9 protein-coding genes are annotated in these 13694 nt (G+C 66.7%); 6 read left to right on the top strand and 3 right to left on the bottom strand.

The window, feature by feature from the left end; genetic code table 11:
• Positions 1 to 109: 109 nt before the first annotated feature.
• The gene (locus ACFPFG_RS03035; protein ID WP_380104978.1) at positions 110 to 2320 is read left to right on the top strand and encodes an ATP-dependent DNA helicase; all 2211 of its coding nucleotides are present in this window, start codon (positions 110 to 112) and stop codon (positions 2318 to 2320) included.
• On the opposite strand, the gene ACFPFG_RS03030 is transcribed toward ACFPFG_RS03035, so the two are convergent.
• Positions 2283 to 3074, bottom strand: a complete 792-nt coding sequence (locus ACFPFG_RS03030; protein ID WP_183017858.1) for an outer membrane protein assembly factor BamD — start codon at positions 3072 to 3074, stop codon at positions 2283 to 2285. The genes ACFPFG_RS03035 and ACFPFG_RS03030 overlap by 38 nt on opposite strands.
• Before the next feature lie 211 nt (positions 3075 to 3285).
• Here ACFPFG_RS03030 and dnaE point away from each other — a divergent pair, with 211 nt between their 5' ends.
• The 5 genes from dnaE (at position 3286) to sbcB (ending at position 12929) form a co-directional block, all read left to right on the top strand.
• On the top strand, positions 3286 to 6819 hold the full coding sequence (dnaE, locus tag ACFPFG_RS03025; RefSeq protein ID WP_183017859.1) for a DNA polymerase III subunit alpha: 3534 nt from the start codon (positions 3286 to 3288) through the stop codon (positions 6817 to 6819).
• A gap of 133 nt (positions 6820 to 6952) precedes the next feature.
• Entirely contained in the window at positions 6953 to 7330 is a 378-nt protein-coding gene (clpS, locus tag ACFPFG_RS03020; protein ID WP_016454840.1) for an ATP-dependent Clp protease adapter ClpS, read from the top strand.
• A 63-nt stretch (positions 7331 to 7393) separates the two neighbouring features.
• On the top strand, positions 7394 to 9730 hold the full coding sequence (gene clpA, locus ACFPFG_RS03015) for an ATP-dependent Clp protease ATP-binding subunit ClpA (RefSeq protein ID WP_197956393.1): 2337 nt from the start codon (positions 7394 to 7396) through the stop codon (positions 9728 to 9730).
• Positions 9731 to 9997: 267 nt separating this feature from the next.
• Positions 9998 to 11452 (top strand): cardiolipin synthase, encoded by a 1455-nt coding sequence (gene cls, locus ACFPFG_RS03010; RefSeq protein WP_312379122.1) that lies wholly within the window; start codon positions 9998 to 10000, stop codon positions 11450 to 11452.
• Between the two features lie 37 nt (positions 11453 to 11489).
• Complete coding sequence (gene sbcB, locus ACFPFG_RS03005) at positions 11490 to 12929, top strand: exodeoxyribonuclease I (protein WP_380104974.1); 1440 nt, start codon at positions 11490 to 11492, stop codon at positions 12927 to 12929.
• 75 nt (positions 12930 to 13004) lie between these two features.
• On the opposite strand, the gene ACFPFG_RS03000 is transcribed toward sbcB, so the two are convergent.
• Both ACFPFG_RS03000 and ACFPFG_RS02995 read right to left on the bottom strand, forming a co-directional pair.
• Entirely contained in the window at positions 13005 to 13322 is a 318-nt protein-coding gene (locus ACFPFG_RS03000) for a HepT-like ribonuclease domain-containing protein (RefSeq protein ID WP_465251918.1), read from the bottom strand.
• 67 nt (positions 13323 to 13389) lie between these two features.
• Positions 13390 to 13680 (bottom strand): nucleotidyltransferase family protein, encoded by a 291-nt coding sequence (locus ACFPFG_RS02995; protein WP_013802651.1) that lies wholly within the window; start codon positions 13678 to 13680, stop codon positions 13390 to 13392.
• Positions 13681 to 13694: the final 14 nt, after the last annotated feature.

The raw sequence follows: 13694 nt of genomic DNA, 5'->3' as shown, positions 1-13694 counted from the left end.
CGGTGGATGGGCACACCAATGTCATGGCGCATATTATCGGAGCACCGTCCCCCGCACCGGCCCGTCGCACCCCGGCGGCGCTCTCTTTTTCAACAAACGGACCTGCCCTTTGCATTCCCTGACCGCCGCCGTGCAGGCGGCCTTCGCGCCGCAAGGCCTGCTGTCGCGCGCCGAGGCGCTGTTCCTGCCGCGCGAGGGGCAGACCCGCATGGCCCTGGCCGTGGCCCAGGCCATCGAGCAGCGCCAGACCCTGGTGGTCGAGGCCGGCACGGGCGTGGGCAAGACCTATGCCTACCTGGTGCCGGCCCTGCTCAGCGGCCAGCGCGTGCTGGTGTCCACGGCCACGCGCGCGCTGCAGGACCAGCTGTATGCCCGCGATCTGCCGCGCCTCGTTGCCGCGTTGGGCATGCCGCTGCGCATGGCGCGCCTCAAGGGCCGCAGCGCCTACCTGTGCATGGAGCGGCTGGAGCGTGTGCGCCAGGGCCGCACGGCGCCGCAGGACCCGCAGGTGCTGCGCAGCGTGGCCCTGGTCGAGCGCTGGGCGCGCACCACGCGTACGGGTGACCTGGGCGAGTTGCCTGCGCTGGATGAGCGCTCGCCCGCGCTGCCCCTGGTCACTTCCACGCGCGACAACTGCCTGGGTTCCGACTGCCCGCATTGGCAGGACTGCCATGTCAACGTGGCGCGCCGTGCTGCGCTGGAGGCCGACGTGGTGGTCATCAACCACCACCTGATGTTTGCCGACCTGGATGTGCGCGAGTCGGGCGTGGCCCAGTTGCTGCCCAGCGTGGGCGTGGTCGTGGTGGACGAGGCCCACCAGCTCAACGACACCGGCGTGCAGTTTGCGGGCCAGAGCCTGTCGGGCCAGCAACTGACGGGCTATGCCCGCGATGTGCTGCGCGCCGGCCAGGAGATGGCGCGCGGCATGGCCGACTGGATGCAGCTCTCGGCACGTGTGGAGCAGGCATTGCGCGAACTGCGCCTGGCGGCGGGCAAGCCACCGGTGGGCGGGCGCCTGCCCTGGCAGGGCGTGACGCCGCAGGGGCTGGACGCGCAGCGCTGGCGCACCGCCCTGGTCACGCTGGGGCGCAGCCTGCGGGCACTGCTGGAACCGCTGGTGCAACTGCAGGTCAGCGACCCCGAACTGCGCAGGTTGTTCGAGCGCGGCAACGAGTTGCTGCGGCGCCTGGCCACGTTCGCCGCCGCCGCCGTGCAGGACACGGTGCGCTGGCTGGAGCTGGGCAGCCAGCAGATGCGCATGCTGGAGTCCCCGCTGACCATTGCGCACATCATGCGCACGCGGCTGCTGGGGTTGACGCAGGAGCCGCAGGGGTCGGAAGAGCAAGAGAGAGAGGATGCACAGCCCGTGCCCGAGCCACAAGAACAGGAAGAAGGCGTGCCCGCGCCCGTTCCCGAAGCTGCAGGCCTGCCCCGGCAGCCATCGGGCACCGCCTGGATCTTCACCTCGGCCACGCTGGGTGACGACGAGCGCCTGAGCTGGTTCACCGAGCCCTGCGGCCTGCGCGAGGCCCAGGTGCTGCGCGTGGACAGTCCCTTCGACTATGCGCGGCAGGCGGCGCTTTACGTGCCCCGGCCCTTTGCCCAGGCCGGAAGTGCCACGCACAGCGCCGAGGTGGCGCGCCTGGCGCTGGATGCTGCCCAGCGCCTGGGCGGGCGCACCTTGGTGCTGACGACCACGCTGCGGGCGCTGCACGCCATAGGCGATGCGCTGCAGCAGTCGCTGGGGCTGTTTGGTGAACTCGATGTGCTGGTCCAGGGGCAGGCGCCCAAGCTGGCCTTGATCGAGCGCTTTATTGCGGCCGGAGAAGGCAGGGAAGGCACGCAAGGCGGGGAAGGCACGGGGGCGAGCCCGGGGCGGGGCTGCATTCTCGTGGCCTCGGCCACTTTCTGGGAGGGGGTGGACCTGCCGGGCGATGCGCTGCAGCTGGTGGTCATCGACAAGCTGCCGTTTCCGCCACCCGACGATCCGCTGGTCGAGGCGCGTTCGCGCAGTCTGGAATCCGTGGGCCGCCAGGCCTTTGCCGACTACATGCTGCCCGAGGCCGCCATGGCGCTCAAGCAGGGCGCCGGCCGCCTGATCCGGCGCGAGACGGATCGCGGCGTACTCGTGGTCTGTGATTCCCGTTTGGCCACCATGGGTTACGGGCGGCGGCTGCGTGCCGCGCTGCCGCCCATGCGGACACTGGTGGACGAGGCGGCCTTTGCTCAGGCCCTGCAGGCGCTGCAGGCGCTGCAGGCGCTGGCGCAGCCTGCGCCGCAGATCACCACAGCTTCCACCACGACTTCTGCTTTGCCGTGAGGTCCTGGTCCGACTCCTGGCTATAGGAGGCGGTCAGCACGCGCTGCGCGTCGTCGCGCAGCTGCGTCATGCCCAGGGCGTCGTATGAATTCACCAGGATCTGCATGGCCTCGCGCACGGCGGGAACGCCCTGGTAGTCCTTGACGGCCGTTTGCGCGCGCGCGATGGCGGCCACGTAGGCGCCGCGTCCGTAGTAGTAGCGGGCCACATGCACCTCGTACTGCGCCAGCGAGTTGACGATGTACTGCATGCGCAGCCGGGAATCCTCGGCGTAGCGCGATTCGGGGAAGCGCGTCACCAGCTCGCGGAAGGACTCGAACGAGTCCTTGGCGGCCTTCTGGTCACGCTCGGACAGATCCTGGCGCGACAGCCAGGAGAACATGCCCAGGTTGTCATTGAAGTTGACCAGGCCCTTCAGATAGAGGGCGTAGTCGGTGGCGGGGCTGGCCGGATGCAGCTTCAGGAAGCGGTCCAGCGTGGCGGTGGCCTGGATCTTGTCGCCGCTCTTGTACTGGGCATAGGCCTTGTCGAGCTGGGCCTGCTGGGCCAGGGGCGTGCCGGCGGCACGGCCTTCGAGCTTCTCGAACAGCGGAACGGCCTTGTCGAACGCGCCGGAGGCGGCTTCGTCGCGGGCCTCGGTATAGATGCGGTCCGGGGTCCACTTGGCAGTAGGGTCTTGCTGCGTACTGGAGCAGGCTGTCAGAACGCCTGCGACCAGCATGGCGGGAACGATGGACAGGGGAATACGCTGCATGGTGGACGTTTCTCGGGCAATCGAAGGGCGGTGAGAGGGGTGGCGGGCAGGGAAGCGGGCCGCGCTGGGGGCCGCACAAAGCCTGATTTTCCCGCAACCGGGCCGAAGCATTGTAACGGCCTGCGATGCCCGCCCCGCAGGCGGGGGCGGCGGCAAAGGCATGGCCGTGAACGGGTCCCGGCCTTGCGGAGCTTTCTACAATGGCGCCCATATGTTTGTCCATTTGCGCCTGCACACCGAATTCTCCGTCGTGGACGGAACCAACCGCATCAATGCCATCGTCAAGGCCGCCGCCGAGGATGGGCAGGTCGCACTGGCCGTCACAGACTTCAACAACCTGTTCGGCGGCGTCAAGTTCTACCGCGAAGGGCGGGCCAAGGGCGTCAAGCCCGTGCTGGGCGCGGAAATCCAGATCGAAGGCGAGAACGGCGCCGCCGTCTCGCGCATCATCGTGCTGGTGCAAAGCCCGCTGGGCTACCACAACCTGTCCGAACTGCTGGCCCGTGGCTGGACCCGCAACGTGGTCAAGGGCCAGGCCGTGCACACCTGGGCCTGGCTGCAGGAGCTGGGCGAGGGGCTGATCGTGCTGGCCGGTGCCCAGGCCGGCCCCGTGGGCCAGGCCTTGATGCGCGGCGACGAGGCCGGCGCAGCCGCCGTGGCCCAGCGGCTGGCAGGCATGTTCCCGCACCGTTTCTTCATCGAACTGCAGCGCGCCGGGCGCCAGGACGATGAGGCGCACGTGCTGGCTGCCGTGCAACTGGCCGAGCGGCTGAACCTGCCCGTGGTGGCCACGCACCCCATCCAGTTCTTCGGCCCCGACGACTACGAGTCCCACGAAGCGCGCGTGTGCATCGCCGAAGGCGAAATCCTGGCCAACCCGAAGCGCGTGCGCCGCTTCACGCGCGACCAGCATTTCAAGACCGCAGCGCAGATGCAGGCGCTGTTCGCCGACATTCCCAGCGCCATTGCCAACACCGTGGAAATCGCGCGCCGCTGCAGCCTGACCCTGGTGCTGGGCAAGCCGCAGCTGCCCAATTTCCCCGTGCCTGACGGCATGACCATGGACGAGTTCTTCCGCAGCGAATCCTTCAACGGCCTGGAAGACCGCCTGACCCACCTGTATCCCGATCCCGCCAAGCGCGAGGCGCAGCGCCCGCGCTACGTGGAACGGCTGGAATTCGAGATCGGCACCATCCTCAAGATGGGCTTTCCGGGCTACTTCCTCATCGTGGGCGACTTCATCAAGTGGGCCAAGCTCAACGGCTGCCCCGTGGGCCCGGGCCGCGGATCGGGCGCGGGCTCGCTGGTGGCCTACGTGCTCAAGATCACGGACCTGGACCCGCTGGAATACAACCTGCTGTTCGAGCGCTTCCTGAACCCAGAGCGCGTGTCCATGCCCGACTTCGACGTGGACTTCTGCCAGGCCAACCGCGACCGCGTCATCGACTACGTGAAGCAGCTCTATGGCCGCGACGCCGTCAGCCAGATCGCCACCTTCGGCACCATGGCCGCGCGCGCGGCCATCCGCGACGTGGGCCGCGTGCTGGACATGAGCTACACCTTCTGCGACGGCATCTCCAAGCTCATTCCCAACAAGCCGGGCCTGCACGTCACGCTCAAATACCCGCCCAACCCGAAGAAGGAGGGCGACAAGTACACCTACGCCATCGAGGCCGAGCCCATGCTGGCCGAGCGCATCGAAAAAGAAGAAGACGTCAAGACCCTGATCGAAATGGCCCAGAAGCTCGAAGGCATGACTCGCAACATCGGCATGCACGCGGGCGGCGTGGTGATCGCCCCGGGCAAGCTGGCCGACTTCTGCCCGCTGTACCAGCAGCCGGGCAGCGACTCGGCCGTGGCCATGTACGACAAGGACGATGTGGAGGCCGTGGGCCTGGTGAAGTTCGACTTTCTGGGCCTGGCCACGCTGACCATCCTGGAGATCGCGCGCGAGTTCATCATCAAGCGCCACAAGGGCCAGGAGAACTTCGCCTTCGAGAACATCCCGCTGGACGATGCGCGCACCTACCACCTGTTCTCCGAGGGCAAGACCGAAGCCGTGTTCCAGTTTGAATCGCGCGGCATGCAGGGCATGCTGCGCGACGCCAAGCCCAGCCGCCTGGAAGACCTGATCGCACTGAACGCGCTGTACCGTCCGGGCCCCATGGACCTGATCCCCAGCTTCGTCGCGCGCAAGCACGGCAAGGAAGTGGTGGAGTACCCGCACCCGCTGGTCGAGCAGGTGCTGGCCGAGACCTACGGCATCATGGTCTACCAGGAGCAGGTGATGCAGACCGCCCAGGTGCTGGGCGGCTACTCGCTGGGCGGCGCCGACCTCTTGCGCCGTGCCATGGGCAAGAAGAAGGTCGAGGAAATGGTCATGCACCGCGGGATCTTCCGCGAGGGCGCGGCCAAGCAGGGCATCAGCGAGGACAAGGCCGACGAGGTCTTCGACCTGATGGAAAAGTTCGCGGGCTACGGCTTCAACAAGTCGCACGCCGCCGCCTACTCGCTGCTGGCCTACCACACGGCATGGCTCAAGGTGCACTACACGGCCGAGTTCTACTGCGGGAACATGACCGTGGAAATGGACAACACCGACAAGCTCAAGGTGTTGTACGAAGACGCGCTGAAGATGGGCATCAGCTTCGAGCCGCCGGACGTCAACCGCGGCATGTACCGTTTCGAGCCCGTCACCGACAAGGTCATCCGCTACGGCCTGGGCGCCATCAAGGGCACGGGCCAGCAGGCCATCGAGGCCATCGTTGCGGCGCGTGAAGGCCGCGGCGTGGGGCCGCGCGGCACCGACAAGGGGCCTTTCAAGAGCCTGGCCGACTTCTGCGTGCGCGTGGACCGCACGCGCCTGAACAAGCGCACGCTGGAGGCCCTGATCAAGGGCGGCGCCTTCGACGCCATCGAGCTCAACCGGGCGTCGCTGGTGGCCTCCATCGACCATGCCTTCGAGTTCGGCAACAAGACGCTGGCCAACGCCAACCAGGGCGGCCTGTTCGACATGATGGGCGATGACGCCGTGGGCTCCAGCACCCAGGAGCCGCCTCTGGTCGAGGCACTGCCCTGGGGCGTGAAGGAGCGGCTGACCCAGGAAAAGACGGCGGTGGGCTTCTACCTCTCGGGCCACCTGTTCGACGAGGTCGAGAAAGAGGTGCGCCGCTTCGTGCGCACGCCCCTGGCCGAGCTGCGCGACAGCCGCGAGCCCCAGACGCTGGCCGGCATCATCAGCGACTTCCGCGCCATCAACGGCCAGCGCGGGCGGCTGGGCCTGTTCAAGATCGATGACGGCTCGGGCGTGATCGAGGCCTCGGTGGACGAGAACACGCTCAACACCTACCGCGAACTGCTCAAGGATGATGAATTCGTCGTCATCACCGGCCGCCTGCAGCTCGACCATTTCAGCGGCGGCCTGCGCATGAAGGCCCAGCAGCTGTTCAACCTGGCCGATGCGCGCTGCCGCTTCGCGCGCTACCTGCAGGTCAGCGTTGGCGACAGGATGCCCGATGTGGTCGGCCTGCTGCGCCAGTTCCCCGCCGTGGTGGAGCAGGGCGAGCATGGCGAGCTGCAGCGCGGCATGAAGGTGCGCCTGGGACTGGTCTGCGAGGACGAGCGCGGCTCGGCGAGCTGCGAGCTGGCCCTGGGCGACGGCAGCCGCTTCTATCCCAGCGACGCGGCCCTGGCCGCCTGGTATGCCCAGGCAGGCAGCGCCCAGGTCAAGGTGGTCTACGAATAACGCGCAAGGTGGTGCAGCTCCCGGTGGCGGCAAGCAGGCACTGCTTTGGTGCGTGCTGGCCATCCCGGGCGGGCACCGCGCTTGAATTCTTCAGGCACGCCTCGCATATCCCTTCCGGAAAACAGTGGCTCCGATGGCTAGAATGATTTTCATGGCAACCCAACCCCCTTCGACCCCTCCTGCCATTCCCACGGTGCGGCCCGTGTCCGACGACGACGGCGCCGTGGTGCTGGAGCGGCGGCGCCAGCGTGTGCAGCCGCCGCAGATGTACCAGGTCGTGATGCTCAACGATGACTTCACGCCCATGGAATTCGTCATCATCGTCCTGCAGGAACTCTTCGGCAAGGACCGCGAAACGGCCACCCAGATCATGCTCAAGATCCATCTCGACGGCCGCGGCGTCTGCGGCGTGTATTCGCGCGATGTTGCGGCCACCAAGGTCGAACAGGTGCTGCAGGCCGCCCAGAAGGCGGGCCATCCGTTGCAGGCCATGTTCGAGCCTGTTGAATAAACCCGGGCCGCCCTGATTTATGGTTGCAGTCAATAATCCCCAGCAAGCGAAAAGGAGTCATCAATGATCGCCCAGGAACTGGAAGTCAGCTTGCACATGGCCTTTGTCGAAGCGCGCCAGCAGCGCCACGAGTTCATCACCGTGGAACACCTGCTGCTGGCCCTGCTGGACAACCCCAGTGCAGCGGAAGTGCTGCGCGCCTGCTCAGCCAACATCGATGACCTGCGCTCGGCCCTGTCCAACTTCATCAAGGACAACACGCCCCAGGTCGCGGGCACCGACGAAGTGGACACGCAGCCCACGCTGGGTTTCCAGCGTGTGATTCAGCGCGCCATCATGCATGTGCAATCCACCGGCAACGGCAAAAAGGAAGTCACGGGCGCCAACGTCCTCGTGGCCATCTTCGGTGAGAAGGATTCGCACGCCGTCTACTACCTGCACCAGCAGGGCGTGACGCGCCTGGACGTGGTCAATTTCATTGCCCACGGCATCAAGAAGGGCGAACCGCCCGAGCCCGCCAAGGCCGAAAACCCTGCGGAGTCCGAAGAGGGCGCCGGCGGCGAGCGCAACGAAAAGGCTTCGCCCCTGGAGCAGTTCACGCTGAACCTCAACCAGGCGGCCAAGGACGGCAAGATCGATCCGCTGATCGGGCGCGACTACGAGGTCGAGCGCACCATCCAGATCCTGTGCCGCCGCCGCAAGAACAACCCGCTGCTGGTCGGCGAGGCCGGCGTGGGCAAGACGGCGATCGCCGAAGGCCTGGCTTGGCGCATCACCGAGGGCAAGGTGCCCGAGGTGCTGACCGAAGCCGTGGTCTATTCGCTGGACATGGGCGCGCTGCTGGCGGGCACCAAGTACCGTGGCGATTTCGAGCAGCGCCTCAAGGGCGTGCTCAAGTCGCTCAAGGACCGGCCCAACGCCATCCTGTTCATCGATGAAATCCACACGCTGATCGGCGCGGGCGCCGCCTCGGGCGGCACGCTGGACGCGTCCAACCTGCTCAAGCCGGCGCTGTCCAGCGGCCAGCTCAAGTGCATCGGCGCGACCACCTTCACCGAGTACCGCGGCATCTTCGAAAAGGATGCGGCGCTGTCGCGGCGTTTCCAGAAGGTCGATGTGGTCGAGCCCACCGTGGCCGAGACCGTGGACATCCTCAAGGGCCTGAAGTCGCGCTTCGAGGAGCACCACAGCGTGCAGTACGCCGCTGCCGCCCTGCAGGCTGCGGCCGAGCTGTCGGCCAAGTACATCAATGACCGCCACCTGCCCGACAAGGCCATCGACGTGATCGATGAGGCCGGTGCCGCGCAGCGCATCATCCCGGTGGAGCAGCGCAAGCAGACCATCGACAAGGCCGAGATCGAGGCCATCGTGGCCAAGATCGCGCGCATTCCGCCCGCCAACGTGTCCAACGACGACCGCAGCAAGCTGCAGACGCTGGAGCGCGACCTCAAGAGCGTGGTCTTCGGCCAGGACAAGGCGCTGGAGGCGCTGGCCTCCTCGGTCAAGATGGCGCGCTCGGGCCTGGGCAAGCCGGACAAGCCGATCGGCTCCTTCCTGTTCTCGGGCCCCACGGGCGTGGGCAAGACGGAAGCGGCCAAGCAGCTGGCCTACATCCTGGGCGTGGACCTGATCCGCTTCGACATGTCGGAGTACATGGAGCGCCACGCCGTCAGCCGCCTGATCGGCGCGCCTCCGGGCTATGTGGGCTTTGACCAGGGCGGCCTGCTGACCGAGGCCGTGACCAAGAAGCCGCATTCGGTGCTGCTGCTCGACGAAATCGAGAAGGCGCATCCGGACATCTTCAACGTGCTGCTGCAGGTCATGGACCACGGCACGCTGACGGACAACAACGGGCGCAAGGCCGATTTCCGCAACGTGATCCTCATCATGACCACGAACGCGGGCGCCGAGACCATCAACAAGGCCTCGATCGGCTTCACCAACCCGCGCCAGGCCGGCGACGAAATGGGCGACATCAAGCGCCTGTTCACGCCGGAGTTCCGCAACCGTCTGGACGCCATCGTCAGCTTCAAGCCGCTGGACGAGCAGGTCATCCTGCGCGTGGTCGACAAGTTCCTGCTGCAACTGGAGCAGCAACTGGCCGAAAAGCGCGTGGAGGTCACCTTCACCGACGCGCTGCGCAAGCACCTGGCCAGGAAGGGCTTCGATCCGCTCATGGGCGCCCGCCCCATGCAGCGCCTGATCCAGGACACCATCCGGCGTTCGCTGGCCGACGAGCTGCTGTTCGGGCAGCTGGTCGACGGTGGCCGCCTGGAAGTGGACTGGGTGGTCGATGCCGACGATGCCGAAAAGGGCGAGGTCAGGCTCGACATCACGCCCCAGCCCAGGCAGGATCCGGCTTCCGAGCCGGCCGAGCCCAAAGAGGCCACCGCCGATTGAGATGAAACACCCCCTTAGGCGCTGCGCGCCTTCCCCCTCTCTACCCGCTGCGCGGGGGAGGGGGGCGACACCCTCGCCGCGGGGCGGCGCGGCCGGCGTAGGCCCTTGCTCGGTGTCCATGGCCTTGGGGCGCGCCGGTTTCATTGCGTCCGGGTGGCGCTTAGCGCTGCGGGTGCCTGATATGCGTATCGTCTGATACCCACCGCACAAGCCGACAGTCCCACGGGCTGCCGGCTTTTTCTTTGATCGCCTTTCGGGAGAGCTTGTGTGCAGTGGATTCATCAGCACCTGACCCAGGACAACGCGACGTGGCTGTTGTCCATCACCTGGTCGGTCTATGTGGTGATCGTCGCGGTGTGGATCCTTCTGCAGCGCAGCGCGCCCGTGGCCACGCTGAGCTGGCTGCTGTCCATGGCGGCGATTCCCGTGGGCGGGCTGGCCATCTACTATTTCTTCGGCCCGCAGCGGCTCAAGCGCCAGCGCATCAAGCGGCTGCGCGCGCGCAAGACATCGCGCGTGCGCTCGGGCGTGCAGCGGCTGCGCGAGCGCATGCCGGGCAGCTCGGAGCGCCTGCACCAGGTTGCGCGCCTGGTGGCGGCCACCAGCGACTTTCCCGTCAGCACAGCCACCGACCTGCGGCTGCTGGTCGGTGGCGCGGCCACCTTCGACGCCATCATCGATGCGGTCAATGCCGCGCGCCACCACATCCACCTCGAGTACTACATCTTCGAGCCCGACCAGACCGGCACGGCCCTGCGCGACCTGCTGATGGAGCGGGCCCGCGCAGGCATACAGGTGCGCCTGCTGGTGGATGCCCTGGGCTCCAAGAAGCTGGGACGGCGCTTTCTGCAGCCACTGGAGGATGCGGGTGCCGAGGTCGCACTGTTCCATGGCTCCAAGATCGGCCGGCGCCTGCGACCGGTCATCAACTTCCGCACCCACCGCAAGATCCTGGTGTGCGACGGCAAGGTGGGCTTCACGGGCGGCGTCAACGTGACCGACGAAGAGAACGCGCGTGTCATGCCCGATGCCTACCACGACGTGCACCTGCGCCTGGAGGGCGCCATCGTCAACTGGCTGCAGACCGTATTCCTCGAAGACTGGGCCTATGCGCTGGAAAAGGACCCCAAGAACGAGCCCGCCGACATCGACCTGCTGCTGCCGGACGCGCCCGAGGGCCCGCTGCCCGTGCAGATCATCACCTCGGGCCCCGACAACGGCCTGCAGGCCATCTACCGCGCGCATCTGGCGGCCATCAACGCAGCCCAGGAACGTGTCTGGCTGACCACGCCGTACTTCGTGCCGACGGAGGCCGCACTGGCCGCGCTCACCAATGCCTCGCTGCGCGGCGTGGACGTGCAACTGCTGGTGCCGCGCCGCTCCGATTCGGCCCTGGTCACGGCGGCGGCGCGCTCCTACTACGACGAGCTGATCCGTTGCGGCGTGCGCGTCTACGAGTACAAGGCACGCATGCTGCACTCCAAGACCCTGGTGGTGGACGACAACATCGCCATCATCGGCACGGCCAACTTCGACTACCGCAGCTTTTTCCTGAACTACGAGGTCTGCGCCATCGCCTACGGGCCTGCGCTCAACGGCGATCTGGCCAAGCAGTTCGAGGCCGATCTGGAGCAGGCCCAGCGCGTGCACTTCAAGCGCGACCTGGGCTTTGCGCTGCGCCTGTTCGACTCGGGCGCGCGGCTGTGCTCGCCCCTGCTGTGAGGGCCGGTAGCCCGTTTTTCGCAGGCATACTCGCCCGATGGCCCATACCTTCTTCTGGCACGACTACGAGACCTTCGGCGCCCAGCCGCGCTATGACCGGCCCGCGCAATTCGCGGGCATCCGCACGGATGCGGAACTCAACGAGATCGGCGAACCCGTCATGTGGTACTGCCAGCCGGCGGGCGACTACCTGCCCGATCCGCAGTCCTGCCTGATCACCGGCATCACCCCCCAGCAATGCCTGGAGCAAGGCGTGCCCGAGGCCCAGTTCGCCGCCCGCATCGAGGCAGAACTGGCCCAGGCCGGTACCGTGGGCGTGGGCTACAACACCATCCGTTTTGACGACGAGATCACGCGCTTCATGTTCTGGCGCAACCTCATCGATCCCTATGCACGCGAATGGCAGAACGGCTGCGGGCGCTGGGACCTGCTCGACGTGGTGCGCATGGTCTATGCGCTGCGCCCCGAAGGCATTGTCTGGCCGAAAAAGGAGGATGGATCTCCGAGCTTCAAGCTCGAGGACCTGGCCCGTGCCAACGGCCTGCTGCACGAGAAGGCGCACGACGCGCTGTCCGACGTGCGCGCCACCATCGGGCTGGCGCGGCTGATCCGCAAGGTCCAGCCCAGATTGTTCGACTTCGCCTTCTCGCTGCACAAGAAGGATCGCGTGCTGCAGGAAATGGGCCTGCCGGCCGAGCCGGCGCATGCCCGGCCTTTCCTGCACGTCAGCGGCATGATCCGGCCCGAGCGCGGCTGCATCGCCGTCATGTGGCCGCTGGCCACGCACCCCACCAACAAGAACGAGATCATCTGCTGGGATCTGGCGCAGGACCCGTCCGAGCTGGCCTCCATCGACGTGGACACGCTGCGCCTGCGCCTGTTCTCGCGCGCGGCCGACCTGCCCGAGGGCGTGCAGCGCCTGCCCATCAAGAGCATCCACATCAACAAGTCGCCCATGGTGGTCGGCAGCCTCAAGACGCTGAGCCCGGCCATGGCCGCGCAATGGGGCATCGATGTGGAGCAGTGCATGGGCCATGCGGCCATTGCACGTGACCTGCCCGACATGAGCGCGCTGTGGCGCGCCGTCCACCAGCGCCCTGCGCAGGAAGGGCTGGATGCCGACCAGGACCTGTACGGCGGCTTCGTGGGCAATGAGGACCGGCGCCGCCTGAACCACCTGCGCAGCCTGTCTGCGCAGGAGCTGGCGCTGGACCGCACGGGCTTCGACGATGCCCGCCTGGCCGAGCTGCTGTTCCGCTACCGCGCCCGCAACTTCCCCGCCAGCCTGAACCCTGCCGAGCGCCAGCGCTGGCTGCAGCACTGCGCGGCCTGCCTGATCGAAGGCAAGGGCGGCGCACGCACGGCCGAGCAGATGTTTGCCATGGTCGATCAGCTATCGGAGAGTGCCGACGAGCGCGGAGAGGAAATCCTGGGGGCGCTGTATGACTATGCGGAAGCCATCATGCCGGAGGTCTGACGCTGGGGCGTCAGGAGGTCGGTTCCATCACAATCACGGAAGAGGGGCTGCACACCGGCAGCTTGCTGTTGTCAGTCACGGCTCCATGCCAGAGTCATTGCGGTCTTCTTCGTCGGCATCCAGACGCACGGCAGGCAACTGCCTGAGCAGTGCCGGCAGCCACTCCTGCACCGTCTCCCACACCACATCAAGGTTGATGTCGAAATAGCCGTGAGCCATGCGATTGCGCATATTGCGCATGCTGCGCCACGGCACCTCGGGGTGCGCCTGGGTGAACTTGGCGTAGCCGTCCATTACCTTCGTGGCTGCCTCGCCGATGATGATGAAACTCATGATGACGGCTTGCTGGGAGCGCTTGTCGGCGAAGAAGTCCTCCTTGGTCAACCCTTCCACGAAGCTGCGCGCATCGATCGCAGCCTGCTGGATGTGGTCCAGTAGTCAGGCAGGCGGTAGTTCTCGCTCATACCGGTTTTGCCTCTGCAAGCACCTTGGCCCGGAACTTCGACGGCAGGTCACCGGGCGTCAGCAAATCGACGTCAACGCCGAGCAGCAATTTCAGCTCGTCTTCCAGATCACCCAAGTCCAACAAGGTGGCACCGGGCAGCGCGTCGACCAGCAGGTCGAGGTCGCTCCCATCCCGGTCGGTGCCGTGCAGTACCGAACCGAAGACTCGCGGGTTTGCCGTGCGAAAGCGGCTGACCGCTTCGCGCACCGCGCTTCGCTTCATGTCAAGCACAACGGACGGGCGCATAGGCATCCTTTCTT

This window comes from Delftia deserti (assembly GCF_042653485.1).
GTDB lineage: Bacteria > Pseudomonadota > Gammaproteobacteria > Burkholderiales > Burkholderiaceae_C > Comamonas > Comamonas acidovorans.
The sequence above is the reverse complement of the archived record's forward strand: the minus strand, read 5'-3'. Positions and strand labels throughout refer to the sequence as shown.